We start from the raw sequence: 25,788 nt of genomic DNA, 5'->3' as shown, positions 1-25,788 counted from the left end.
CTAGCACCTACCACTTTTTCATCATAAACGTTCTGGTCTAGAGAACAGAATGTCGATGTGGACTCCTCTCGACTCACCGCTTCCGGCAACGACTGTCCGTTCAGCGACGCTTTATCACGGTGTGCCGTGAATCCCAAGCGATGACATCCATCGGCTTTCAGCTCTACAGTCTACACGACGTTGACGACCCGCTCCCAGCGGTCATCGAGCGCGTCGGCGGGGCCGGCTTCGACGGCGTCGAACTCGCAGGGGTAGACGGCCACGACCCGGAAGCGGTCGCCGACGCACTGACGGCGGCGGACCTCGACGTTGCCGGCGCGCACGTCGGTCTCGATGAGATTGAGGAAGACCCCGAGAACGTCGTCGAAACTTACCGGACACTCGACTGTGAAGACGTCGTCGTCCCGTGGCTCGACCCCGAGCACTTCGAGACGCTCGACTCGGTCGAGGCAGTGGCAGAACGGCTGGACGCTGCCGCAATAGACCTCGGGGAGCACGATGTCGCCGTTCACTACCACAACCACGACCAAGAGTTCACGGACCTCGATGGTGAACCCGCGCTATCGACGCTCGTGGCTGCGACCGAAGGCGTCGGCTTCGAACTCGACCTCGGCTGGGTCGGGGCGGCCGGCTACGACCCCCTAACCGTCCTCGAAGAGAACGCCCATCGTGTGAGTATCGTTCACCTCAAGGACTACGACGCCGAGACGGGCGAGGTGGTCGAAGTAGGCGACGGTGACCTCGATATCGCAGCGGCCATCGACGCCGTCCGGGACCACGACTGCGACTGGCTGGTCTACGAGGCCGAGGAGCGCCCCGACTCCTACGGGACGCTCGACCACGCTGTTGACGTCGTCGAGACGTACTGGTGACGCTTCGTCGCCGGGTCGTCAACCCGTGCTCGCACGTCTCCTCTGCCGAGGCGAAACCACTATGCTACGCCCCCACACACTGACAGAAGACGGATGAGAACCTACACAGTCGCAGTTATCGGTACCGGACCGGACCCGTCGAACCCGAGCGTTCAGGGGTTCGCAATGGGCTACAGACACGCAGAAGCGTACGCCACCGACGACCGAGCAGAACTCGTCGGCGCGGCCGATATCGCCCCGGAGAACGTCGCCGCGTTCGCCGAGGAGTTCGACCTCCCCGAGAGGGCCACGTTCACCGACTACGAGGAACTGCTCACGACGCTCGAACCCGACGTGGTGAGCGTCTGCGTCCCGCCGTCGATCCACCGTCGCGTCGTCGTCGATTGCGCCCGAAGCGGCGTCGTGGACGCGATTCACTGCGAGAAACCGATGGCCGACACGTTCGCCGACGCTCGGACGATGGTCCAGGAGTGTTGGCGACAGGACGTCCAGTTGACGTTCAACCGGCAGCGGCGGTTCGGAAAACCGTTCACCGAGGCGAAACGGCTTCTCGACGAAGGTCGAATCGGCGACCTCCAGCGCGTGGAGATATCGTGGGGTGACTTCTACGACACCGGCGCACACACCGTCGATCTCGCGGGGATGTTCAACGAGGAGCACGCCGCCGAGTGGGTCATCGCCCAACTCGACTACAGCGAGAAGGACATCCGATTCGGGGCCCACCAGGAGAACCAGATGTGGGCGCAGTGGTGCTACGACAACGGCGTCTACGGCGTATTGTCAACCGGAGCCGGGTCAGGTATCCACGACGCAGCGCTCCTCCTCCGTGGGACCGAGGGCACAATCCGTATCGACGTTGACGACGGACCGATGCTCGAACTGGAGCGCGGCGGCGAGCGTGAAGTCATCGACGTGGGGAACGAGACGATGCATCACAGCGGTGAGGAGGTGGGTCGATTCGGCTCGCACTTCCAGGACCGCGCCGTCGCGGAAGTTCTCGACGCGCTCGACGAAGGGCGTGAACCCGTGTTGAGCGGCAAGCGGGGCCTCAACACCGCGGAGATACTGTTTGCAGGCTACGAGTCGGTGCGCTCGCGCGGTCGTGTTGACCTCCCGCTGGACATCGACGACAACCCACTCGAAGCGATGGTAGAATCGGGAGACCTCACACCCGAGTCCACAGACGGCGAGGAGTAGAGACCGAAGGAGAACTGAGGATTAGCGCCGAAACGGCCCGTGATTCACTCGTCTCCCCAAACGTGGTGGACTCTCGAAAGTGGACGAACCATCGATGCGAGACAGTTGACGCCAACCCACCCAATCAAGAGGGTTCCAGCCTCGACAGTAAGATAGAGCATGACGCTAGAAGACGACGCACGGGAGTACCACCGCGAAGAACCCGCCGGAAAGGTCGAGATTTCGACGACCAAACCGACGAACACCCAGCGAGACCTCTCGCTGGCTTACTCGCCCGGTGTGGCCGCACCATGTCTCGACATCGCCGACGACGAGACGCTGGCCTACGAGTACACTGCCAAGGGGAATCTCGTCGGCGTCGTCTCGAACGGCTCGGCCGTGCTCGGTCTCGGCGATATCGGCGCGCAGGCGTCGAAGCCAGTGATGGAGGGAAAGGGCGTGCTGTTCAAGCGCTTCGCCGATATCGACGTGTTCGACGTCGAACTCGACCTCGCGGACCCGGCGGCGTTCACGCAAGCCGTCGCCGCGATGGAGCCGACGTTCGGGGGGATAAACCTCGAAGACATCAAAGCCCCGGAGTGTTTCGAAATCGAGTCTCGTCTCCGCGACGAGATGTCGATTCCCGTCTTTCACGACGACCAGCACGGGACGGCCATTATCTCCGGGGCGGCCCTCCTGAACGCCGCTGACATCGCCAACAAAGAATTGGAGGACCTCCGCGTCACGTTCGGGGGGGCGGGCGCGGCGGCGACGGCGACAGCCCGCTTCTACGTCTCGCTCGGCATCCCCCGCGAGAACATCACGATGTGCGACATCGACGGGATTCTCTCCGAGTCGCGCGTCCAAGCCGGCGAGCTTAACGAGTTCACCGAACCGTTCGCTCGCGGGGTAGACGACGGCGAACTCGAGGACGCCATCGCGGGCGCGGATGTCTTCGTCGGTCTCTCGGTCGGCGGCATCGTCAGTCAGGAGATGGTCCGGTCGATGGCCAACGACCCCATCATCTTCGCAATGGCGAACCCCGACCCCGAAATCACCTACGAGGACGCCAAGGAAGCCCGCGAGGACACGGTCATCATGGCGACCGGGCGCTCGGACTACCCGAATCAGGTCAACAACGTCCTCGGCTTTCCGTTCATCTTCCGCGGCGCGCTCGACGTCCGCGCGGACGAGATTAACGAGGAGATGAAACGCGCCGCCGCCGAGGCGCTCGCCGACCTCGCCCGGCAGGACGTTCCGGACTCGGTGGTCAAGGCCTACGGCGACGACCCACTGCAGTTCGGACCAGACTACCTCATCCCCAAACCGCTCGACCAGCGGGTGCTCTACGAGGTGACACCTGCCGTTGCGAAGGCGGCGATGGAGAGCGGCGCAGCGCGGCGGGAAATCGACCTCGACGCGTACCGCGAGGAACTCGAAGCGCGACTCGGCAAGTCCCGCGAGATGATGCGTGTCGTCCTCAACAAGGCGAAGTCCGACCCCAAGCGTGTCGCGTTCGCCGAAGGCGAGGACGAGAAGATGATCCGAGCGGCGAACCGACTCGTCGAAGAGGGCATCGCCGAACCGATTCTCATCGGCCGGACGAAGCGCATCCTGCGTAAGGCCGAAGCGCTCGGCCTCAACTTCGACCCGGTCATCGCCAACCCCAACGACGGCGAGTGGAACCACTACGCTGACGCACTCTACGAACGCCGCCAGCGCAAGGGCCTCACGAAGTCAGAGGCGGCCGAACTCGTCCAGAACGACTCGAACTACTTCGCCAGCGTGATGGTCGAGACCGGCGACGCCGACGCGATGCTGACCGGGCTGACCCACCACTATCCGTCTGCGCTCCGCCCGCCACTACAGGTCATCGGTACGGCCGACGACGCCGACTACGCGGCCGGCGTCTACATGCTGACGTTCAAGAACCGCGTCGTCTTCTGCGCCGACGCGACGGTCAACCTCGACCCCGACGAGGACGTCCTCGCCGAAGTGACGAAACACACCGCCGAACTCGCTCGCCGTTTCAACGTCGAACCCCGTGCGGCACTGCTCTCGTACTCGGACTTCGGCAGCGTCGATAACGAGGGCGTCCGCAAACCACGGAATGCAGTGAAAGCACTCCACGACGACCCTGAAGTCGATTTCCCGGTCGATGGTGAGATGCAGGCCGACACGGCGCTCGTCGAGGAGATGCTCACCGGCACCTACGAGTTCGCGGACCTCGACGGTCCCGCCAACGTACTCGTCTTCCCGAACCTCGAAGCGAGCAACATCGGCTACAAACTGCTCCAGCGCCTCGGCGGCGCGGAGGCCATCGGCCCGATGCTCGTCGGCATGGACAAACCGGTCCACGTCCTCCAGCGCGGCGACGAGGTGAAAGACATCGTCAACCTCGCCGGTGTCGCCGTGGCCGACGCACAGAAGTAGAACGACTTCGAGAGTAACCATTCGGCCGAATGTGGGGACGAACACGCTGCCGCTGACGCCGGCGGAGGTTTTATCAAGCAACGCATGAGTCATGAGTCTAATGCCGCTAGCAGAAAGCAAGGTCAAAGAGCGGTTACGGGGCGTCGCCGCCGGGCTCCTCACACCGTTCGACCGAACTGGGGGTATCGACTATTGGAAGATTACAGAGAATGCGGAGTCACTCTACGAGAGTGGCATCCGAACGTTCCTCGCGGCTGCGAACATCAGTGAATACCACTCGCTATCGCAGGTCGAGCGGAGCGAGGTCACCGAAGCGGGCCTCGACGGATTGCCGTCCAACGCGTGTGTGTTAGCCGGTGTTGGCGGCAGTACCAGCGCCGCTCGGGAACTCGTACGGGCCTACGACCGCCTCGACGTCGATGGGCACATGATCATGCCACCGGACCACACCTACGTCCACGAACGTGGGCTGTTGGATTACTTCGCCACCCTCGCTGCCGAGACGGAGACGCCGTTCGTCCCGTACGTCCGTGGCTTCGACCCATCTGTCGAATTCCTCGCGGACCTCACACGACTGGAGAACGTCGTCGGGGTCAAGTACGCCATCAAGGACCCGGTGAAACTCGGTGCGGCGGTCGATGCCGGGGCTGACGACGTGGTCTGGATAGACGGGCTCGCCGAACCGTACGCGGTGAGCTACTGGGTCGAGGGAATCGAGGGGTTCTCTGCGGGCGTCAGTAACTTTCGGCCAGAAGTCGGTCTCGAACTGTTCGATGCCCTCACCGCTGGCGACTGGGAGCGTGCGCGACGGCTCCGGAACGCCTGTCTCCCGTATCAGAATTTCCGGGGACGAACCGGGCAGCACAACACGCTCGGCGGGGCGGTTAGCATCCCGGCAGTGAAGCTTGGACTCGAACTCTCTGGTCTCCACGGTGGAGACGTCAGAGAACCGCTTCGACCACTCACGACCGAAGAAGAAACTGAACTCGAAGAGATTTACCACCAACTGGACGACGACATCGAACGACTCGTCGGCTGAGTAGATGCGGACTGGCACCCGGAATGAGGACCATTAGCCGTACGTCTGGGAGATGATGGTGAGCTAACCTCAGCTACGCTGGACGCTATCGACGACACCGCGGAGGTATCCGATAGTGAACCCGCGCGCACGGTGACGCCAGTCGTCGTCACCTTCCATCTTCGGCACGTGGTCCGGGATGACCACACCATCGTACCCAACATCGTCGAGCGTTTCGACGGCTTCGGCAGTGCTGAAGTTCCCTTCGTCAACGAACGTCTCGTTGAATTTTGGGACGGTCCCGACGACATCGCGGAAGTGAATGAAGACGATATCGTCGTCTTCGGCGAACCGTCGAATGATCTCGTTCGCGTTTTCGCCCATCTGAGAGAAGCAACCGAGACAGAGTTTCAGCCCGTGGTTGTCGCTCGGGACGAGTTCCATCGCGTGTTCGAAGTTCTCAACATTGCGGAAGAGGCGGGGGATTCCACCCAACGACTCGATGACCGGTGGGTCTACCGGGTGAAGTGCCATCTGGACACCGGCCTCCTCAGCGACGGGGAGTACTTCCTGGAGGAACCGCTCGTAGTTGTCCCAGAACTCTTCTTCAGTGTACTCGCGGTCGATACCGGGAGCAAGGGCGTCGGGATTATCGATTTCCTCAAGGTCGAAGGCGGTCCCCTCCGCCTCGCCACGGAGTTTCACTGGCCGCGTCCGCATCGGGACGACACCACGGGGGTTCCACTGGTAACCCAGGATCGGGATTTCGGCTTCGCCGAGGTTACGAAGCAGTGTCTTAATCTGGTCGAGTGCCTCCTCTCTTCCATCGCGGCCGAACATGATATCGCCGTAGAGCGAGTAGGGGAGCGACTGGATACCGGTGAGCGTCAATCCGTGAGACTCGACGCGTTCTTTCGCCGCGTCCAGTTCCTCGACTGATGGGATTGCGTCCCGGCCAACGGCGACAGTCTCTGTTCCATCACGGTCATTGAACTCGTCGGGTTCCTCCGCTGTATCGGCATGGTCAACGAAGATGTCGGTTGCGCCCAGTTGACGGATGTACCGTAGTCGAGCGTTCGAGAGCGTCCGGGTCCGGACACCGACTCGGATCGGTTTTGTAGTCTCATCACTACAGCAAGCAGTGCGTTCGGCCATATCGATACTGTCTACGCAGACACGATATAAAAAACGTGGATGGAGAGTGCCGGCCGTGACTGAAAGTTGGGGGGTCAATATCTGGTGATTTGGTCCTCACGAGGCGAACGGTAGGAGGTGAATTAGAGATGGTTTACTGTGTGTCAGATGACGGCAATCGATCCCCGAGGGTTACAACTGGGTGAAACCGTACTACGAACAACAAAGTTCTATGAAACACCAGGGGGTGAGAGCACCGAAATAGCAATTTTCCAACAGGTCAATATTTCGTAATCGAAGTGAGAATAGAGCCAAGTGTCGATTACCTCGCCCTGATTTGCGGGACATTTTCCGCAAAACCGACTTGTGAGAGACGCCCACAAATAATGTTAGATTTTGAAGAATATACTTTAATTACAATACTATTGATATTCGAAGTGGCCCAGTGAAAATCCTATACGTACCTTGAGACAAATTAAAAATCCTGTGGTTTTGGGTAGTAATTGGAATTTTCCCCACCGCATCTAACATATTCTGCACAATTATACACATTAACAAAAGTCGAGTGGAGTGGACTTCGCCAAGCGCGATGCGATTTCTATCGGGTACTGGACTAAATATAATCAGACGAAGATATATCTGATTTTGACAATTACTTCGGTATTCTTCGCTCTACATTCATTTCGGTAGAGGTCGCGTGACTCCACTTGGTTGTAATCGACCGAATAGCCGTGGAATTTCGAGCTACACACTCCGTCGATTCCGAAGAAGCCGAGTCGGGCGCTGGTGAATTCGCACTATACTCACACTCGAAATGAGCGGTGGGGCGGCACGCAACACTTCCGCCATCCGAGGTTGTTCCAGAGTGTCGCTCATGCGAACGGAGAGAACTGTCTAGTCGCGGTCGAATTTCGACGTACACTTTTGCTCCTCTGGTCCGTCGTCTGTGATATGAAGACGAGACCACTCGGCGCGACGGGACACGACAGCAGTATTGCGACGTTCGGGGCGATAGCACTCAATTGGTTAGAACAGGAGGGCGCGAACCAACTCGTCGAACTGGTCCTCAAACACGGCGTCAACCATTTCGACGTTGCACCCACCTACGGTGACGCAGAACTGAAACTCGGCCCGAAGCTTCGGCAACACCGCGACGACATCTTCCTCGGCTGTAAAACCCAAGAACGGGACTACGAAGGAGCGAAACGAATGCTCGAACGCTCGTTCAACCGTCTCGGTGTCGATTACATCGACCTCTACCAGGTCCATGGACTCGAATACGCCGAAGAACTCGACACAATCACTGGAGAAGGTGGCGCGCTCGAAGCCTTCAGAGAAGCGAAAGAGGAGGGTCGAATCGGGCACATTGGGTTGACCAGCCACGGGAATCCTGACTTGATCAAAGACGCTATCGACCGAATCGACGACCTCGAATCGCTGATGTTCCCGATGAATCCAGTAGTCGTCGGAAAAGACGACGCTGAGCACGACTACGCCGGCGTACTCGAACGAGCAGAAGCGGAGAATATCGGAACACTCGGTATCAAAGCATTCGCCAAAGGACGGTGGCCATCCGTCGAAGAACTTCCAGCCGAGGACAGACCATACGCGAACTGGTACGAACCCGTAGACACACCACAAGAGATTCGTGAACGGTTCGACTTTTCGGCGACTCAGGGACTGACGAGCGTGGTCTCACCCGGTGACCCAAAGCTCGTTGCGATGGTACTCGATGCCGCTCGACGGTACGATGGCATGGACGAGGCCGCCCAACGGTCGCTCATCGAACGCCTCAGACACGACGAGAGTCCCGTCCCCGAGCAACTCCACCACTGATGGACGTCCCGACGACGGTTCGTGCAGCGCTGTCCGACCAACCGGTCGAGAACGCGAGATGTCTCGAAGCCGGTGCTGGAGTCGGAAATACGACCGCTGGTCTCCTTCAGGAAGGTGCGGACCGAGTCTACGCTGTGACGAACAATCCAGTCCACGCGGAATTGGTTCACGACCGAATCGGCCGTGCGTATCCAAATCGGACGGCCGTCGTCGAAGCAGACCTGCGCGCGATTCCGCTGTCAGACGACAGCGTCGAGATAATCACTGCACACGGGCTATTCAACGTGCTTCCACCCACGTCTCTCGGGGACGTAGTCTCGGAGTTTACACGAGTCGCGGCACCGGGCTGTCGGCTAATCGTAGACGATTACGAACCACCGCCGGAAGGCGCCGCAATCTGGAACCTTTTCAGTCTCGAAAACGCCGCGAGCCAACTCGCTGACGACACGCCGGCACTCACGTTCTATCCCGAACGTGTGCTTCGACAGCAGTTCGTCGGCTCGGGGTGGAGCGTCGGCCGACGGAAGACGCTTCTCGAACCGGTCCCATGGACGAAACAACACGTGAGGGCGCATGCTAACCGAACCAGTCGGTTACTGGAAGAGGTGGCAGACGAACTCGCATCGCCACTCGAAGACGAACTCGAGCGAATCGTAGCTTCGATTGGGTCAGAATCGACGGGACGAATGTACAGTGTCTCGTTTCGATCGAGCCAATGATGAGTTTCCCCTGACAGGTAATGACCAGCGGCGAGTTTGTCTGTTCCGCGGAGGTTTAAGAGACAGTCTGGACTACGTGTAGCTAATGTCGTGGGAATTTGAACGAGTCGCTGGTCCCAACGAGGCGACCGAAGGTCCAATCTGGACCGATGGAGTGATTCGATTCACCGAAATCAAGGCGAATCAGGTGCTCGAATACGACTACGAGACCGGAGCGACGAGCACCTACATCGAATCGACAGCGGGAGCCGTCGGGTTGCACGAAGGGATCGACGGAGAGTTGTTCGCGTGTGAAGCTGAGAGTCATCGAATAGCCGCGCTCGACCCATACGGGCCGACGACTGTCGTCGTCGATGAGTTCGAAGGAACGCCCCTCAACGGTCCGAACGACCTCGAAATCGACCGCAATGGCGACATCTGGTTCACCGACCCCGACGACAAGGACCGAGGCTTACTCGGACACACGTCGGTCTACCGCGCCGAACAGACCGACGATGGCTGGAATCTCGTTCACTTGACAGACGAGATGGACCGCCCGAATGGCATCCTCCTCTCACCGGACGAAGAGCGCCTCTACGTGGCTGAGTGCACCTATGGACCTGACCAAGAGACAGATTTGCGTGCGTACGAGGTTCGAGCAGACGGCTCACTCGGCCCCCGTGAAATCCTTCACGACTTCGGCGACCACCGCGGAATCGATGGCATGACGCTCACCTCGTCGGGTGAAATCGTCGCCTGTGCTGGGTGGGAAGAGAGCGGTCCCGGCCCATCGCTCTACGTCTTCTCACCGACTGGTGAAGTGCTCGCCCGTCATCCGTTTCCAGAGAACCGACCGACGAACTGTACCTTTGGCGGTCCGGACGGCTCGACGCTCTACGTCGCAGACCTGACTGGAAGCCTCTACGCGGCAGAGACAGACCTGATGGGGTACACTCGGTTTTGAAAAATGGCGACGGGGTCCGTCCCGTCTGGGAACCGTGAGTGACGTGACCGATGTCGAACCTACCGAAGCGATTCGAACGCGTCGAGTCCTGCTCGTGAGGCGGCCATGTCCTCTTCTACCGCGCCGCCGCTCGCGCCGACGGCACCGACCACGACGCCGTCGTGGACGGCGGGGAATCCGCCACCGAAGACGACGACACGGCCACCGTCGGTCGATTGCAGGCCGTACACGTCACCGCCGGGTTCGGCGGCTTCTTTGAGTTCGTGCGTGGGCTTTTTGACTGCGGCGGCAGTGTAGGCTTTGTCCTGTGCGATACTGCTTGCGACGAGTTTTGCACCGTCCATTCGTCGAAAGCCGAGGAGGTTCCCCTCGCTGTTCGTCACCGCGAGGTTCAGTGGCACGTCGAGTTCGAGCGCCTTCTCTTCTGCTGCGTCGAGAATCGTCTTGGTTTCTGAAAGCGTTAGCTCTTCGACCATCGAACGATGATTGTCGTTTCGGGGCATAAAACCTCCGCTCACGGGGAGAACTGCCGTTCTCAACGCAGGCGAGAGACGTGTCTATCCCGGCCTTTTTTCGACAACACCGAGGTCGCGGAGCGCCAGCAAGCGGATGACGCTCCCGGGCCGGTCCGTTCGACTGCCCTTCGAGTAGCTTGACTACCGTGTTCGAAACATCATCACCGCGGGAGCGCGTTCCCCGACCGCTCGAACGATTCGATGTCACCAGCGTCGTCCGCGTCGAGGAGGTCGTTGTTCACGAACAGCCGCTCGTCGGTGGTATCTTCGAGTGAGAGGAAGGTCCCGGTTCCAGCTGTCGCCTTCGAATTTCGAATCGATACGTCGGTGGTCGAAGTCAACGAGAGCGCGGCGGCGTCGCCCTTTGTGTGGGCCTGGCGGCCGACGAATCCATCGACGACCAGACCGTCGATGGTGTCGAACGCCATCCCGCTCTGGTAGTAGGCGGGGAGTCGGTCGCCCCATTCGACGGTCACGTCTCGCATCGTCACGTCCCGAACGTTCTCGACGTGGACGCCAGCGATGTCGTTCTCGAATATCGGAAGGACGACCGAGGTCGGTTGGAGGTCGAAGTTCCCGCCGACTTCGTCTTCGTACTCGCTTCCGGTGAGTTCGATGCGGACGTTGTCGAATTCGAGCGTTTCGATGTCCGACTCTTCGGACCCGTAGACGAGCGCACCGTTCTCGCTGCGCGCGACGATGTTGGAGAAGCGAACGTTTCGTATCCCACCGAGGTCGGTGTCTTCGTCTCGCGGCACCGAGGTGACGTAAATCGGTTCGCCTTTCCCCCACCACGGTCCCGGTTGCAAGTTGGAGTTTACGGCGATATCCGTGAACAGCACGTTCTCGACGACGCCCGAGTCACGGTGTTGGATTCCGAGTCCACGATTCGATTGCTGGACGACGATGTTCTGAAACAGACAGTCTCGAATCGTATCGTCCGTCCCCGAGCCGAACTTGATGGCACAGGCGCTCGACCTGAGCGTGCAGTTCGTCACGACGATTCCCTCACAGGTCGTCGGTTCGTCGGGTCGCGCACCGAAGGTGATGCTGTCGTCGCAGGATTGGATGGTGCAATCTGAGATGTGGACGTTGCGCGTGTCGCCGAGCGAGATACCGTCGCAGTTCGGGATGAGAAGGTGGTTGAGGATGTCCACGCCTCGGATATCGACTTCTTCGGTGCCGTGGAACGACAGCGTCCACGCGGGCATATCTCGAAGTGTCACGTCCCGGATTGAGACGTTCGTACAGTGGTTGAACCGGAACATCGGACCGGGTCTGAAGTCGGGTTTGGCGACGGGCCATCCCTCGGTTCCGTGGAGTTTCGAGAGGTACGCATCTCCCTGTCTGGCTTCGTGCGGGCCGTTCGAGATGAGTGGATGCGAGTTACTCTCGTTGGAGTGTCCTTGAATCGGGGTGTCCATCCGCATGAACTCGGTTCCGAGACCGTCGAACTCGCCGTCGCCGGCGATGGTCACGTTCGAAACGTCTTCGGCCAAGAGGAAGATGCGTTCGTTGTCGGGACCGATGTACTTCGACGAGTACTCGGCTTCGTCCTTCGCGGGCGTGACGACCGCGCCGGCCTCCAGATAGAGCGTCACGTCGCTTCGGAGGTGGATGGTTCCGGTGGTGTACGTTCCACTTGGGATACGCACGGTTCCACCACCAGAGTCCGAACAGTCGTCGATGGCTGCTTGGAACGCCTCGGTGTGTAAGTCGTCGGTCGGGTCACCGTACGCTGTCACGTCGAAGTCACTCGGTGTCGGCGGCATGTACGAGTACCCTCGCGGTGACCTATCTTTATACTACTGGTGGTCGGTAATCGACTGTGAGTGCTGCTCGCCCAAACGTCCTCTTCGTGATGACTGACCAGCAACGGTCGGACACGATTCGGGCACTCGGAAACAGTCGAATCTACACACCGAACATCGACCGACTGGTCGAACGTGGCGTCTCGTTCACGAACGCCTACTCCCCCGACCCGATTTGCATCCCCGCACGCCACACGATTCGAACCGGATGTGAGGCAATCTCGACGGGGTACCTCGGAAACGAGAAACGAGACGCCCGCCACCTCGAAGAGACGTGTGGGCCGTTCCTCGCCCGGGCAATGCGAGAACGAGGCTATCGTACCTTCCTCGTCGGGAAGTATCACGCTCACCCGCGGGAAATCGACCTCGGCTACGACACGCGACTGAGTTTCGAGGCGTTCTTCGACGACACCGGCCACGAGGTCAAGACGACCGCCCGGCAGGGAGCGATGGTTCATCTCCCACAACAGAACAACCTCCCACCCGAATCGAACTACGAGGCGTGGATGACCGATCGCGCGGTCGAACTCATCGAAGACGACACCGACGAACCGTTCTTCGGACTCGTCTCCTACGAACCGCCCCACCCGCCGTTCGGCGCTACACCGCCGTTCGACCGCATGTACGACCCAGAGCGACTCCAGAACCCGGTCGAAGGCGCTATCGAAACCGACCACATGGACGAGAAGATTCCAGCGCAGAATCACCACTTCTGGACGACACGTGAGGGAGGTATCGACGACACCACCGTCCGCGTCATCAAAGCACACTACTACGGCATGATATCAGAGGTAGACCAGCACATCGGTCGCCTCCTCGACGCGGTAGAGTCTCGCCCCGATGGAGACAACACGCTGATCTGTTTCTTCTCCGACCACGGCGAACTGCTCGGCGACCACCGCGGGTGGGAGAAATCGTCGTTCTTCGAACAGTCGTGTCGAGTCCCGTTCCTCGTGAGTTGGCCGAGCGAACTGCCGAAAGACGAGCGACGCGACGACCTCGTGGCTCTGACCGACCTGTTCGGTATCGCCACGACCGCCGCTGGCGACCCGGAACTGCGCGACGGAACCGACGTTCTCGGAACGATTCGCGGCGACGCCGAGCCACGAGCGCGTCTCTTCGGGTATCACCGCACGCCGCGACTCCCGCCGAACTTCACCGCGATGGTCCGCGAAGGGTCGTGGAAGTACGTCTTCATGCGCAACGGCGGCCGCGAGCAACTGTTCGACCTCGATACCGACCCGAACGAACTCGACGAGTGCAGCGAAGACTATCCCGAGCGAGTTGCGGATTTACGGACGAAGTTGGCGACGAAGTTAACCGACGCCGGGGCGACCGAATTCGTCGAAAACGAGAGGCTCTGCCGCGCACCCTACCAAGAGATCGACATGGGTCGCCTCGTGAGAGAACCGTATCCGGACCACCCCGCGGACGTGCTCGACTAACTTCGAGACGCCTCCCTCTCCGTAATTTTATTATCGTTCCTCGTGACCGACTACCACTGATGGAGATTAGCGACATCCGTACCATTCGGTTCACCTGTGAGTCCCACATCGACTCCGACGAGAAGGGCCACGGGCATCCCGGCGAACCGACGGAAACGACGCGGACGATTACCCACGTCGTCGTCGATGGCGGCCCGGACGGCTACTGTCGTGGCGGCCACGAAGCGGCGAACGAGTTCGCAAAGCGCCACTTGGTCGGCGAGAACCCGTTGTATCGAGAGAAGCTCTGGCAACGACTGTGCCGCGCCGAGCGATTGAACAAGGGAACGCTCACCGACAAGCGGGTCGCTCCAATCGATTGTGCGCTATGGGATATCGCCGGCAAGCACGCCGACCTCCCGGTGTATCAGCTCATCGGTGCCGCACGCGATTCAGTTCCGGCCTACGGGAGTACGATGGTCGGCGACGACGACCCAACGGGGTTGGGAACGCCCGAAGCGTACGCCGATTTCGCCGAGGAGCTGGTCGAGGAAGGCTATCAGGCGATTAAACTGCACACGTGGATGCCGCCGTTCGGTGACGACCCCGACCAAGATATCGCCGCCTGTCGCGCCGTGCGCGAACGAGTAGGCGACGACATCGACCTCATGCTCGATGCACACCACTTCTACAGTCGTAGTGAGGCGAAGAAAATCGGCCGAGCGCTCGAAGAACTGGACTTCCGCTGGATAGAAGAACCGATGGACGAACACTCGATGTCCTCCTACGAGTGGTTGTCCAGCGAACTCGACATCGCCGTCGTCGGACCCGAGACGGCCGAAGGACGCATGCACACTCGTGCCGAGTGGATAAAGCGCGACATCGCCGACATCATCCGCGTTGGCGTCTACGACGTGGGTGGAATCACGCCCGCGCTGAAGGCGGTCGGCCTGTGCGAATCGTTCAACATCGAGTGCGAGATTCACGGTCGAGACGCACCAAACCTCCAACTCTTGGGGACGATGGCGTTCCCCGGTCGGTACTACGAACGCGGGCTATTGCACCCAAAACACGACTACGAGACGTACTTCCCGGGTCTCGAACACCCACCGGACGAAATCGACGAGAACGGTACGGTCGAACTGCCGCAGTCGCCGGGTCTCGGTTACGAGTTCGACTGGGAGTACATCGACGCGAACACCGTCGAGTGACGAGGCGTCACACCTGACAGACACTATTTTTTGACGATTCGACGGCCACGACGTGCTCTTGGGAACCGACTGGAGACCGAGTTCAGTTGTACGCCGACCACAGGTAGAGGAGGAGGTATCCACCGACGCCTGCGGCGACGAGAGAGATACCCCAGACGCCGAACATTCCAGCGAGCGTCCCGTCCAAGACGAAACGGGCGAGGACGATCATGAACACACCTGCGAGGAGTGTGAGAACGAAGTTCCGGTTCGACGACACGGCCTTACGTGCCATTTCTGTACGCGAAGTACTGATAGACATGGGTAGTTCAACGGTAGCAGTCCACACACAAATAGATACTGTTCGATTGCTGACCGTCCCGCGAATCGTTCGAGTGTAGAGGGATTCGAACCGGTTCTGGAGGGGATGCGGAGTTAGTCGTCCACGATACTCGGGCTATCCCAGTACTCGTGCGTGTCGTCCACGCGGAAGCACCGTGCACCGTGTCCGTCACCGGCATCGAACTGACCGGGGTCTTCGCGCTGACACACCTCGCGGGCCTTCGGGCACCGCGGGTGGAAGTGACAGCCACTCGGTCGGTTCGTCGGGTCAGGGATGTCGATTTTCCGTATCGGAAGGTCGTCGTCTTCCTCGCCGTATAGGTTCGGTGTCGCCCACTTGAGCGCCTGCGTGTAGGGGTGCTGTGGGTCTCCGATGACCTGTTCTATCGGGCCGACCTCGACGATTCGTCCGAGGTACATCACGGCGATTCGACCGCCGGACTTCTCGGCGATGTACCGCGCGTTCGAGAGGTCGTGGCTGATGAAGATGTAGGAGGTATCGAAGAGGTCCTGCAGTTCGAGCATCAGGTCCATCATCTCGACACGAAGGCTCACGTCGAGCGCGCTGATTGCTTCGTCGGCGAGGATGACGTCGGGGTTCAACAAGAGCGACCGAACCAGCACGACACGCTGTTTTTCGCCGCCCGACAGTTGGTGTGGGAAGCGCTGGACGAAGTCTTCGGCGGGCGTCAAGCCGACGCGTTCGAGGAGCGCGTAAATCCGCTTTTTCCGCTCTTCGTTCCCGAGGTTGGGGTTCCACTTCTTCAGCGGGAGCATCAGTGACGTGAGGATTCGCTGGTTCGGGTTGAGCGCGCTACCGGGGTCCTGGTGGATAATCTGGAGCGAGCGTCGAATCTCGGAGAACGAGATGGCTGGGTTCTTCCCGTTTTTCGCCTCCCAGATGTCCTGTCCGCGGTACGTAATCGAACCGCTCGTCGGCTTTTGCGCGCCGATGAGCGTCTTTCCGAGCGTCGATTTTCCGCACCCGCTCTCACCGATGAGCGTCAACACGTCGTTCTCGCCGATGTCGAGCGAGATGCCATCGACGGCGCGAACCGTCTCTTTCTCGCCGAACATGTCGAGGAGCCCGCCGCTGTTCGTGAACTTCACGGAGACATCGTCCACCGAGAGGACACTGTCGTCGGAACTCATTGCAGCTCACCCTCCATGGGTTTCGCTGGAATCGGAATCTCGTCGCTCACGTCTTCGTGGTGAATGCACGCCGTTCGGTGGCTCGCACTCCGGTCTTCCATCGGCGGCTCTTGGGCTTTGCACGCCTCGGTCGCCATCGGGCACCGCGGGTGGTACGAACACCCCGGAACGTTGGTCACGGGGTCCGGTTTCGCTCCGGATATCGACTGCATCTCCTCGATTGGGGCCTTCAAATCCGGCGTGGCGTTGAGGAGTGAACGGGTGTACGGATGTGCGGCGTCGTAGAGGATGTCGTCTGTCGAACCCACCTCGACGATATCGAACGCGTACATCACGATGAGTCGGTCGGCGAGTTTCGTCAACAGCGGCAGGTCGTGGGTGATAAAGATAATCGTCAGGTCGTACTCCGTTTTGAGTTCCTTGAGGAGCGCGACGATAGACCGCTGCATCAAGAGGTCGAGCGCGGCGGTCGGTTCGTCCATCACGAGCACTTCCGGTTCGAGGATGAGCGCGAGACCGATGAGCGCGCGCTGTTTCATCCCACCCGAAAGCTCGTACGGGTACGAATCGAGGACGCGGTCGGGGTCGAGATAGAGGTCACCGAGAATTTTGTGGGCGCGTTCCAGTCCCGCCTCGACGTCGCGGTTGTGGTCTTCTAAGGTCTCCACGAAGTGACCGCGGACCTTCTTGACGGGGTTGAACGAACTCATCGCACCTTGGAACACCATGGCGACTTCGCCCCACCGGAACCTTCGAAGTTCGTCTTCGTCGAGGTCGAGAACGGATATCGGTTCGCCACCGTCAGGCGGGTAGTAAGTCACCTCGCCGCTGGTCTCGCCCGGGCTGACGACTGCGTTCATCAGCGCGGACGAGGTCATCGACTTTCCGCTACCGCTCTCACCGACCATCCCAAGCGTCTCGTTGCGGTGGATATCGAAATCGACGTTTCTGACGACTCTCGATTCGCCCCGCTTGGTGCCGAATGTGACTTCGAGGTCCCGGACTTCGAACACCACGTCCGAGTCGTTCTGATTCGACGTTCGCATTGTTGAGTGTGTAGTCATTGTCTGGTAATAGGTGTTCGCTCGGAGTTAGTCTCCCTGCGATGCATTTGCGGTGTTGCTCTTCGAGGTGCGCTTCTTCGAGGAGTTCACGTGGCGCGCACGGAGGCGGACGTTGAACAGGCTGTCGAGTCCCTGCGACAGGAGGACGAGCCCGAACGATAGCAGGAAGATGCAGACCATCGGCGCGACCATCCACGGGAGCATGTCTGGGCGGGTGAGTGCGTTCCCCTCGTAGGCGAGGTTCATCATCACACCCCAGTTGAAGGTGGTAAAGGGCAAGATGCCGAGGAAGTACAGCCCCACCGATTCGAAGATGATGCGCCGAGAGGTGAGCGCGCCGTTGATCATCACGTACGGCATCAATTGCGAGAGGATGTCGCGTCGGAGAATCGAGGTCATCGGAATGCCCATGATTTCAGATGCTTCCACGTAGGACTCTTCGCGGATACTGAGTACCTGTGAACGGACCGTTCTCGCCAGCCCCGGCCAGTTGTCGATACCGAGGAAGACCCCCACGATGTAGGGGTTCTCAGGCTGGAAGATGGCGGTGATGACGATGATGAGCGGCAGACCGGGTATCGTAATCACCACGTCGGTGATAGTCATCAAGAACGAGTCGATACGCGACCCGTGTTCGAAGCCCGCGACGACGCCGACGATTGCGGCGAACCCGACGCTCACGACTGCGCCCGCGAAGATCATCTTGAACATGCCGGGCGTAGCGTGGATGAGCTGGGCGTGAATCGGCTGTCCGAACACGTCGGTCCCGAGTGGGTACGCCAGCGACTCGAACGGTGCTGCGAGTACGGGTGCATCACCGCTCGTCGGTCGTTTGACGAGCCAGACGCCGACGGTCCCCATGAGGAGGAAGAACGCGAGAATCGCGCCGCCGACGAGTGCACGCCAGTCGGCGATGGCGATACGCGCCGGGGCGAGGACGTTCATCTCGATAGCCCGTTTGAGGCGCTCGCTGCTCGATTCGGTGTCCGGTTCGATTCCCTCGTCGTAGAGGTCCTCCAGGTCGAAATCGTCAGAGTGTGCGTCGCTCATCTTATTCACCTACCGAGATGCGTGGGTCGATGAAGGTGTACGTGAGGTCTGCGATGAAAATCGCAGTCAGCGAGATGGCCGTGAACACCAGCAGCGTCCCCATCAACAGCGGGTAGTCCTGTGTCTTGACCGCCTCGAACATCAGCAGTCCCATCCCGGGGTACGCGAACACCTCTTCGACGATGACGGCACTACTGAAGACACCGGCGATACCGATCATGAACTGCGTGTACATCGGGAGGATGGAGTTGTGACCCAGGTACTGTGTGGCGATTCGAGTTTCGCGGAGACCGCGAAGTTGTGCGACGCGGATGTAGTCCTCTCCGAGGACGCGAATCGCGTTGCCGCGCATGGCGAGCGCACCAGAGGTTGCGAGCGCACCCATCGAAATCGCCGGGAGTGCGGCGTGTTTGACGAGGCTAATCATGAACTCCGGATTGTATCCTGGGGCGATACCAGACCCGATTCGACCGCCGGTCGGGAAGTAGGAGTTCTGAATTGCGAGGAAGTAGATGAGGACGACGCCCACGATGTAGTACGGAATCGAGTTGAGACCGATGATGAGCGACGACACCGTCGAGTCGAAGCGCGATTTCTCACGGTACGCGGTCATCACGCCGAGGAAGATGCTCAGCGAGTACCCGAGTGCGAGGGCGTAGACGCTGATGAACATCGACCACGGGATGCGTTGCATGATGAGCGTCGTGACCTCTTCGTTCTTGAAGAACGACGTTCCGAGGTCCTGACGGAGTATCACGTCGGACGCGTAATTGAAGTACTGTACGTGCATTGGCTGGTCCGGGTTGACGTTCGTGTAGAGTTGTATCATCCGGTTCAGCCGGTCGATATCGACGCTGCCCCCGCTCTGGGAGAGAATCACGCTTCGCATCGCTTCTGTCGGGCCACCCGGCATGGCCTGGTACAGCAGAAACGAGACTGTCATCGTGACGAAGAACGTCAATAACGCTTGTCCGAGTCGCTTCAACAAATACTGTGGCGTCATTATTAATAATCTGAAATCTATCGTGGGGTAGCTTAATTGTAGTGGTCAGTCCAGGGAGTGTGATTCTTCACTGCGAGTTCGAGCTAATCCATCCGTTCTTGAAGGCGAACTCTCCCGGTCGGTTGGTGTTGAGTTCGTGCTCATCGCCCGTCGGCATCGAGAAGTCCGACGTGTCGCCCCAGTACCCGGAGTCCTCCTCGACGAAGACGAAGTCGGGAAGCGCGTAGTTGAACCACTGCACGAGGTCGCGGGTCTTCTCTTGTACCTCTTCGGCCGAGGTCGAATTCGGAAGGGTAGTCATCAGCTCAGCAGGCTGAATTTCCTTTCCGCTGCCCTGAATCTCGGTCGCGCCGACCTCGTTCGGGATGGTCGTCGTGAAGGGCTTGCCGGTCGGGCCAGTTTCGCCGCCGCTGGAGGGGTCGCCAACTTCGATGCCGTAGAAGTTGTTCGAGAAGTACGCCGTCGGGTGCCACAGCGCCTTCGCAACGTGCCAGATCCAGAAGATATCTGCTTCGTACGTCTGGAGACGCTGGTAGTAGTCGGTCGAACTGACCGTACTGATCTTCGTCTGGATGCCGAACGCGTTGAGTTGGTCGTTGAAGACCTTCGTCGCCTGCACCTGCGTGTTGTTGTTCTGCGTCAGCACGGTGAAGGTGAACGACTCGCCGTTCGGGTCCACCCACGTGCCGTTCTCTTTGGAGTAGCCGGCTTGTTCCATGTACGCCGTCGCAGCGTCGAGGTCTTTCCCGACCGGGTAGTCGATGAGCTGATCGACGAAGTCCGAACCGAGGTACTCTTCGTGAATCGTCGAGCGGAGAGCCGTTTGATTCTCAGCGGGTGCGCCAACCGTGCCGGCCTGCCGCATCGCGGCGACCATCGATTCGAAGTCCACGGCGTTGACGATTGCACGCCGAATCGGAAGACGCGCGATGTGTTCGTTCTTGAAGTTGAACGTGAACTTCTGCGTCCGGAACCAGTTGAGACGGTAGACGTTCTCGATGTTGTCCGGGTAGGTCGATTTCTGTGAATCGGACATGATGACGTCGGGGTTCATGTCGAGTTTGTCGTTCACAGCGAGCGACTCCACGTCGGAAGTCGTCTCGGGGAGGATTCGAACCTTCGGGATGTCCGTACGCTCGGCGTACGGGTGGTCTTCGAAGAGTTCGCAAATCGTCTCCGAGGAGTTGAATCCGGTCACGCGGTAGAGCGCGTTGCCGAGACCCTCGTCGATGAGCTGTTGGGTCGTGATGCTCATGTCGAGGAGGTCGCTCGTGACTGCCTCACGTTCGCTGTCACTGGACGCTTCTTCGTATCGCGTGAGGTACTCGCCGTACACCGAGCGCGGGGTGTTGACGAACGTTTCGGCCACGTTCGCCTTCATCAGGTTCGGCGAGACGGCGGTTTTGAACGTCCGTTCGATGGTGTAGTCATCGACGAGGACGTTACTCTCGATCGGGGACTCCTCGGGCGCTTGGAGACGGTCGATTTCGAGACCGATGTAGTAGTCTTCTGCCGTCAGGTCGTCACCGTTCCACCACTTGAACCCTTCAGGGAACGTCAGTGTGAGTGTTCGCCCATCGACGGTCATGTCTTCGAGCAGGTCGGGTCGAACGGACCCGTCCGCGTACCCGCGTGCCACTTCCTCGAACAGTTGGTCTTGCAACGTGTGCGCGTAGTTGCCGAGACTGTAGCGGTTGAACTGCACGTCCGTCGCCGGGCGTCCAGCAGGGAAATCGAGCGTGTCGTCTGCAAGCCCACTACCACCGCCACCGTTGGATGAACTATCTGTGTTGCTGTCTGTGCTTTCTTCGTCAGTCGTCTGCCCCGAGCTATCGAAACACCCTGCCAGTCCGGCGGTCCCCGCAACGGCGCCGTATTTGATAAGGTCTCGTCTACTCAGGTTGGTTGGACTCTTTCCAGCCATGCGGTATCATCTATCATGATACTACTTATTTAAATATGTATTGGATTGGTCCATACTCACCACTGTTGTGAAAATTACTACGGGAGTTGTAATATGTGGAGAACGTACTGAGAAAATTATCACGACTGCCGCGAAGTCCACACTAACAGGACGATCATGACGACGGCCAATACGGCGAACGTCGTTAGCTGTAGATACACGAGCGCGTGTGTCGTCGTTCCGGGTTCGATTGCGGGGAGCGTGGCGACCAACAGCACGATAGATGCGAACGAGATGACGAGAACGAACTTCATCTTCGTCTCGAAATCGCGGAGAACGTCTGCGAGCCTCGATTCAGCCATATCTAACCACACACTCGCGGCGTATTTGATTGTACTGCCCGGTTCGTGGCAGTGTTCGTCGATTGCTGCGGTAGACTTAGATAACGGCGGGTGAATAGCCAGTAACATGGACAAAGGAGTAGTCCTCATCGAGAACACCGAATCACATGCAGACTTGCTTCGAGAAGCGAGCGAACACGCGGTCGGGGCCGACGCCGAGTTGGTCCTCCTCGTCACGCTCACCGAAGACGAATTCGAAGAGGCGCAGGAAGTGATAGATACGATTGCGGACGTCGAACACACGTCCTACACCGACGACACTGCACTGAATGCTGCGGTCTCCGACATCGAGGACCTCGCTCGGTCTGCCGTCGATTCCTCGGTCAGTTACGAAATCGTCCCACGAGTCGCGGCCGATAAAGAACGCGCGAACACCGTTATCGAAGTCGCAGAAGCGAACGAAGCGGACCACGTGTACATCCTCGGGCAGAACCGCTCGCCGACCGGAAAGGCGCTCTTCGGCGATTTGGCACAGTACGTGATTCTCAACTTCGACGGCTACGTCACGCTCCAAACCGAGTAAGCCGAAACGACACGGGTCGCATCGTCGGCCACACTTTCTCACTTATCTGACTCACCGAGAGCGTGCACGCTCGGGAAGTGGGCAGCGGTTCGAACGAAAAGGGGACAGTGTGCTCCGTCGGCGTTACTCGGGTGGGCTATCCCACTCGTCGCCGTCGTCTTTCGGGTGGTACCCGATTTGGGAGCGGGCGTGTTCGAGGTCGTACCACCGACGTCGGTTGTTGCTCACACCGCTGAAGATGCCGAAATCGACGCTCTCGTCTTGGAGACAGCAGTCGATTTGGTGCGCGAAGTCTCGGCGGGACTGCCACATCGCCTTCATGCGTGCGACCGTCTCTTCGTATTCAGGGCTTCCGCGCTCGATTTCGCCTTCGTCCACGGCACGTTCAGCGTCGCCGTACGGATGGTCGTACTCGGGCATTCGAACGCTGCAGACGCGGAGTGCGTAGAACCGCTTCGGGTATTCGTAGTTCTCGACGTAGTAGCGGCCCATGTCCTCGCCGTAGGCCTTCGACATCCCGTAGAACGAATCGGGGCGGGCAGGGTCGCGGTGGCCGACGACCAGTCCGTGGCCGGGTTGGTAAATCTCCGGGGCGAACTCGTCTTCGTATCCACCCATCACGTGGTTCGTCGAGAGGAAGACGAACGACTCCACTTCGGCCTCGCGGGCGGCTTCCAGCGCGTTGTACATCCCGATGATGTTCGGTTCGAAGATGTCCTCCCACGTCCCGTCCGTGTAGGGGTACGCCGCCATGTGGACGATGGCATCTTGGCCTTCGGCGGCCTCGCGGAGTAGGTCGTAGTCCGACACGTCGCCGACGACGGTGTCGTACCCACCGTACGGGTGGTCGTCGGGTCTGTCAGAGCGGTTGAAGTACGTGAAATCGTACGCCGGGTCGTCGTGAAGGTGGTCTATGACGGCGGTACCGCACCGACCATAGACGCCGGTCATCAGAACGTCCATACGAGTTCAGTCTGACCTGATGGTAATAAATCGATGGGTGAACGCAGCATTCCACCCCGAGGAACCGCAGAGAACTCGGTCGCCCTCAGTCTGTTCTGTAGCGGTCGAGTGCGGCTTCGTCGATGTCGATTCCCAGACCGGGCCGTTGGGGAACTGCGAGAGACCCACCAGTCGGGTCGAACGGGGTATCGAGAATCTCGTCTCGAAGTGGATTCTCGCTTCGGTCGAACTCGACCATCGTGGGTTCGGGGACGTTCCGCGTGTGCGGGTAGTCGGGAAGACTCGCCGCGAACTGAATTGCCGCCGCGAGTCCGACCCCGCTGTTCCAGACGTGGGGACAGACGCCGACGTTCTCTGTCGATGCGAGTTTTGCGATGGTTCGGGCTTCCGAGAGCCCGCCACACCGTGCGAGGTTCGGTTGAACGACATCGACGAGCCGGTGGTCGATGAGGCGCTTGAACTCGAAGCGGCCGTAAAACGCCTCGCCCGCCGCGAGCGGAACGTCGGTTCGGGCCCGTAGTTCACGGTAGCCAGCGATGTTCTCCGGTGGGACCGGCTCTTCGACCCACGCTATATCGTAGTCGGCGATGTTTCGTATCGACTTCGCGGCCTGGTCCGGGCGGTAGTTCCCGTTCATATCGACCATCAACCGTCCCTCGTCACCGAGCACCTCGCGGGCGGTTCGAACGCGACGGCGGTCTGCTTCGACGCCGGTTCCGATTTTTATCTTCACGGCATCGAACCCGGCATCGACGGCGCGTTCGATTGGGTCTGCAATCGGTCTGTCCGTCTCTGTGAAGTACATCGTCGAGGCGTACGGAACGAGCGTCTCTCGGGTCCGCCCGCCGAGTAGCTGGTGAATCGGTCGCCCGACTTCCTTGCCGATGACGTCCCAACAGGCGATATCGAGTGCGCTGACGACGCTTTGGACGAACACGCTTCCGCCGAAGTGATACGGGTCTGTGTAGGACCGCTCGGCGAGTGACTCCACTTCGAACGGGTCCATGCCGATGACCGAGTCGGCGAACAATGACTCGAAAGTGGCCTTCGAGATGTCGCCCGGAATGAACGCTTCACCCCATCCAACGTGGCCCGCGTCTGTCTCGATTCGGAGCAGTGACGTCGAACGGTCGTGGCCGAACCCCCGGGCGTCGCCCAGTCCGTGACCGTCGGGGAGCCTGTGAGAGAGTGGGATGACTTCGGCTGTCGTGATTTCCATATTCTACCACGAAGGCCCAAGAAAATAAGTTCTACCGGTGGTCAGTCCAGTCGCCAGTAGCTGAGTCGATGAATATCAGTCCCGACGATGGGTTTATCAAGGTGGACACAGTCTGACTGAATCATGCCACTCGCAGACGACCGTATACGTAATCGTCTTCGGGGCGTTGCCGTTGGACTGCTGACGCCGTTCGACGACGACCTCGAAATCGAACACGACAAACTCGAAGCGAACGCGAAGTCGCTCGCCGGTTCTGGTATCTCGACGTTTCTCGCAAGCGCGAACATCAGTGAATATCACTCGCTCTCGCAGCAAGAACGCGTTGCCGTCACGGAGACGAGCGTCGAAGCGGTCCCGGATAGCGCGTGTGTACTCGCCGGTGTCGGTGGATCGACGCGCTCTGCGACAGAACTCATCGAGGCGTACGACCGAATCGGTGTGGACGCGATGATGGTGATGCCTCCCGACCACACGTACGTTCACGAACGCGGACTCCTCCGATATTTCGAGAAGTTGGACGACGCAACCGAGACCCCGCTCGTTCCGTACATCAAAGGGTTCGACCCCTCGGTCGGTTTCCTCCGGGACCTCACGCACATCGACGGCATCATCGGTGTCAAGTACGCGCTCGAAGACCCGGTCAAACTCGGGTCCGCAATCACCGCTGGCGACGACGACGTCGTCTGGGTCGATGGACTCGCCGAACCGTACGCGGTCGGCTTTTGGAACGAGGGAATCGAGGGCTTCTCGGCGGGTGTGAGTAACTTCAGGCCCGAGGTTGGACTGGCACTCTTCGATGCGCTCTCCAACGAGAACTGGGAATTGGCCCGCAAAATTCGTGATTTGACGCTCCCCTACCAGAACTTCCGTGGCGAGACCGGCGAGGACAACGATATCCCCGGCGCGATAAGCGTCTCCGCGGTGAAGAAAGGGCTCGAACTCGCCGGACTGCACGGCGGGTCGGTCCGTGAACCGATTCGCGCACTCTCTCCGAACGAAGAACGGCGTGCCGAGGAACTGTACGACGAATTATCCGACGGAATCGCCCGCGTTATCGACTGAACAGACGTCGTCGCGTATTCGTCCCACCGGAGCGT

23 protein-coding genes are annotated in these 25,788 nt (G+C 59.8%); 11 read left to right on the top strand and 12 right to left on the bottom strand.

Annotation, left to right across the window (positions count from 1 at the left end; translation table 11 throughout):
• The first annotated feature begins 140 nt into the window (after window positions 1–140).
• From ACFQJC_RS06525 to ACFQJC_RS06510, 4 genes are all read left to right on the top strand, one after another.
• Complete coding sequence (locus ACFQJC_RS06525; protein WP_390222503.1) at window positions 141–872, top strand: sugar phosphate isomerase/epimerase family protein; 732 nt, start codon at window positions 141–143, stop codon at window positions 870–872.
• A gap of 93 nt (window positions 873–965) precedes the next feature.
• Entirely contained in the window at window positions 966–2,069 is a 1,104-nt protein-coding gene (locus ACFQJC_RS06520; protein ID WP_390222502.1) for a Gfo/Idh/MocA family protein, read from the top strand.
• A 159-nt stretch (window positions 2,070–2,228) separates the two neighbouring features.
• Entirely contained in the window at window positions 2,229–4,481 is a 2,253-nt protein-coding gene (locus ACFQJC_RS06515) for an NADP-dependent malic enzyme (protein ID WP_390222501.1), read from the top strand.
• A gap of 100 nt (window positions 4,482–4,581) precedes the next feature.
• Window positions 4,582–5,520, top strand: a complete 939-nt coding sequence (locus ACFQJC_RS06510) for a dihydrodipicolinate synthase family protein (protein WP_390222500.1) — start codon at window positions 4,582–4,584, stop codon at window positions 5,518–5,520.
• Between the two features lie 69 nt (window positions 5,521–5,589).
• Here the strand turns inward: ACFQJC_RS06510 and ACFQJC_RS06505 are convergent, their stop codons facing one another.
• Window positions 5,590–6,654: a mannonate dehydratase gene (locus tag ACFQJC_RS06505; RefSeq protein WP_390222499.1), complete on the bottom strand. Its 1,065-nt coding sequence runs from the start codon at window positions 6,652–6,654 to the stop codon at window positions 5,590–5,592.
• Window positions 6,655–7,584: 930 nt separating this feature from the next.
• Between ACFQJC_RS06505 and ACFQJC_RS06500 the strand changes: the two genes are divergently transcribed.
• From ACFQJC_RS06500 to ACFQJC_RS06490, 3 genes are all read left to right on the top strand, one after another.
• Entirely contained in the window at window positions 7,585–8,469 is an 885-nt protein-coding gene (locus ACFQJC_RS06500) for an aldo/keto reductase (RefSeq protein WP_390222498.1), read from the top strand.
• The gene (locus tag ACFQJC_RS06495) at window positions 8,469–9,188 is read left to right on the top strand and encodes a class I SAM-dependent methyltransferase (RefSeq protein ID WP_390222497.1); all 720 of its coding nucleotides are present in this window, start codon (window positions 8,469–8,471) and stop codon (window positions 9,186–9,188) included. Before ACFQJC_RS06500 ends, ACFQJC_RS06495 begins: the two co-directional genes overlap by 1 nt.
• Window positions 9,189–9,273: 85 nt before the next feature.
• Window positions 9,274–10,131, top strand: coding sequence for an SMP-30/gluconolactonase/LRE family protein (locus ACFQJC_RS06490; RefSeq protein ID WP_390222496.1), 858 nt, complete (start codon window positions 9,274–9,276; stop codon window positions 10,129–10,131).
• Window positions 10,132–10,190: 59 nt separating this feature from the next.
• On the opposite strand, the gene ACFQJC_RS06485 is transcribed toward ACFQJC_RS06490, so the two are convergent.
• Together ACFQJC_RS06485 and ACFQJC_RS06480 are read right to left on the bottom strand one after the other, a co-directional pair.
• The gene (locus ACFQJC_RS06485) at window positions 10,191–10,607 is read right to left on the bottom strand and encodes a GlcG/HbpS family heme-binding protein (protein WP_390222495.1); all 417 of its coding nucleotides are present in this window, start codon (window positions 10,605–10,607) and stop codon (window positions 10,191–10,193) included.
• A 200-nt stretch (window positions 10,608–10,807) separates the two neighbouring features.
• The gene (locus ACFQJC_RS06480) at window positions 10,808–12,418 is read right to left on the bottom strand and encodes a glycoside hydrolase family 28 protein (protein ID WP_390222494.1); all 1,611 of its coding nucleotides are present in this window, start codon (window positions 12,416–12,418) and stop codon (window positions 10,808–10,810) included.
• Window positions 12,419–12,474: 56 nt separating this feature from the next.
• Here ACFQJC_RS06480 and ACFQJC_RS06475 point away from each other — a divergent pair, with 56 nt between their 5' ends.
• Both ACFQJC_RS06475 and ACFQJC_RS06470 read left to right on the top strand, forming a co-directional pair.
• Window positions 12,475–13,902, top strand: a complete 1,428-nt coding sequence (locus tag ACFQJC_RS06475; protein WP_390222493.1) for a sulfatase family protein — start codon at window positions 12,475–12,477, stop codon at window positions 13,900–13,902.
• A 59-nt stretch (window positions 13,903–13,961) separates the two neighbouring features.
• On the top strand, window positions 13,962–15,092 hold the full coding sequence (locus tag ACFQJC_RS06470) for an enolase C-terminal domain-like protein (protein ID WP_390222491.1): 1,131 nt from the start codon (window positions 13,962–13,964) through the stop codon (window positions 15,090–15,092).
• Between the two features lie 82 nt (window positions 15,093–15,174).
• On the opposite strand, the gene ACFQJC_RS06465 is transcribed toward ACFQJC_RS06470, so the two are convergent.
• The 7 genes from ACFQJC_RS06465 to ACFQJC_RS06435 form a co-directional block, all read right to left on the bottom strand.
• Window positions 15,175–15,393 carry a hypothetical protein gene (locus ACFQJC_RS06465; protein ID WP_390222489.1) on the bottom strand — a complete coding sequence of 73 codons (219 nt, stop codon included), beginning with the start codon at window positions 15,391–15,393 and terminating at the stop codon, window positions 15,175–15,177.
• Window positions 15,394–15,506: 113 nt separating this feature from the next.
• On the bottom strand, window positions 15,507–16,565 hold the full coding sequence (locus ACFQJC_RS06460; protein ID WP_390222487.1) for an ABC transporter ATP-binding protein: 1,059 nt from the start codon (window positions 16,563–16,565) through the stop codon (window positions 15,507–15,509).
• A complete protein-coding gene (locus tag ACFQJC_RS06455) occupies window positions 16,562–17,611 on the bottom strand; it encodes an ABC transporter ATP-binding protein (protein WP_390222485.1) in 1,050 nt (349 codons plus the stop codon). The genes ACFQJC_RS06460 and ACFQJC_RS06455 overlap by 4 nt, the downstream gene beginning before the upstream one ends.
• A 45-nt stretch (window positions 17,612–17,656) precedes the next feature.
• Window positions 17,657–18,679 carry an ABC transporter permease gene (locus ACFQJC_RS06450; protein WP_390222483.1) on the bottom strand — a complete coding sequence of 341 codons (1,023 nt, stop codon included), beginning with the start codon at window positions 18,677–18,679 and terminating at the stop codon, window positions 17,657–17,659.
• Between the two features lies 1 nt (window position 18,680).
• Window positions 18,681–19,682, bottom strand: coding sequence for an ABC transporter permease (locus ACFQJC_RS06445; RefSeq protein ID WP_390222481.1), 1,002 nt, complete (start codon window positions 19,680–19,682; stop codon window positions 18,681–18,683).
• Between the two features lie 67 nt (window positions 19,683–19,749).
• The gene (locus ACFQJC_RS06440) at window positions 19,750–21,606 is read right to left on the bottom strand and encodes an ABC transporter substrate-binding protein (RefSeq protein ID WP_390222479.1); all 1,857 of its coding nucleotides are present in this window, start codon (window positions 21,604–21,606) and stop codon (window positions 19,750–19,752) included.
• A gap of 119 nt (window positions 21,607–21,725) precedes the next feature.
• The gene (locus ACFQJC_RS06435; protein WP_390222477.1) at window positions 21,726–21,947 is read right to left on the bottom strand and encodes a hypothetical protein; all 222 of its coding nucleotides are present in this window, start codon (window positions 21,945–21,947) and stop codon (window positions 21,726–21,728) included.
• A gap of 106 nt (window positions 21,948–22,053) precedes the next feature.
• Between ACFQJC_RS06435 and ACFQJC_RS06430 the strand changes: the two genes are divergently transcribed.
• Window positions 22,054–22,509 (top strand): universal stress protein, encoded by a 456-nt coding sequence (locus ACFQJC_RS06430; protein WP_390222475.1) that lies wholly within the window; start codon window positions 22,054–22,056, stop codon window positions 22,507–22,509.
• Between the two features lie 123 nt (window positions 22,510–22,632).
• Here the strand turns inward: ACFQJC_RS06430 and ACFQJC_RS06425 are convergent, their stop codons facing one another.
• Together ACFQJC_RS06425 and ACFQJC_RS06420 are read right to left on the bottom strand one after the other, a co-directional pair.
• Window positions 22,633–23,472, bottom strand: a complete 840-nt coding sequence (locus ACFQJC_RS06425) for an NAD-dependent epimerase/dehydratase family protein (protein WP_390222473.1) — start codon at window positions 23,470–23,472, stop codon at window positions 22,633–22,635.
• 85 nt (window positions 23,473–23,557) lie between these two features.
• Window positions 23,558–24,691, bottom strand: a complete 1,134-nt coding sequence (locus tag ACFQJC_RS06420) for a mandelate racemase/muconate lactonizing enzyme family protein (protein ID WP_390222471.1) — start codon at window positions 24,689–24,691, stop codon at window positions 23,558–23,560.
• A gap of 123 nt (window positions 24,692–24,814) precedes the next feature.
• On the opposite strand from ACFQJC_RS06420, the gene ACFQJC_RS06415 reads away from it, so the two are divergent.
• Window positions 24,815–25,753, top strand: coding sequence for a dihydrodipicolinate synthase family protein (locus tag ACFQJC_RS06415; protein ID WP_390222469.1), 939 nt, complete (start codon window positions 24,815–24,817; stop codon window positions 25,751–25,753).
• The last annotated feature ends 35 nt before the right edge of the window (window positions 25,754–25,788 follow it).

This window comes from Haloferax namakaokahaiae, from assembly GCF_042663225.1.
GTDB lineage: Archaea > Halobacteriota > Halobacteria > Halobacteriales > Haloferacaceae > Haloferax > Haloferax namakaokahaiae.
The sequence above is the reverse complement of the archived record's forward strand: the minus strand, read 5'-3'. Positions and strand labels throughout refer to the sequence as shown.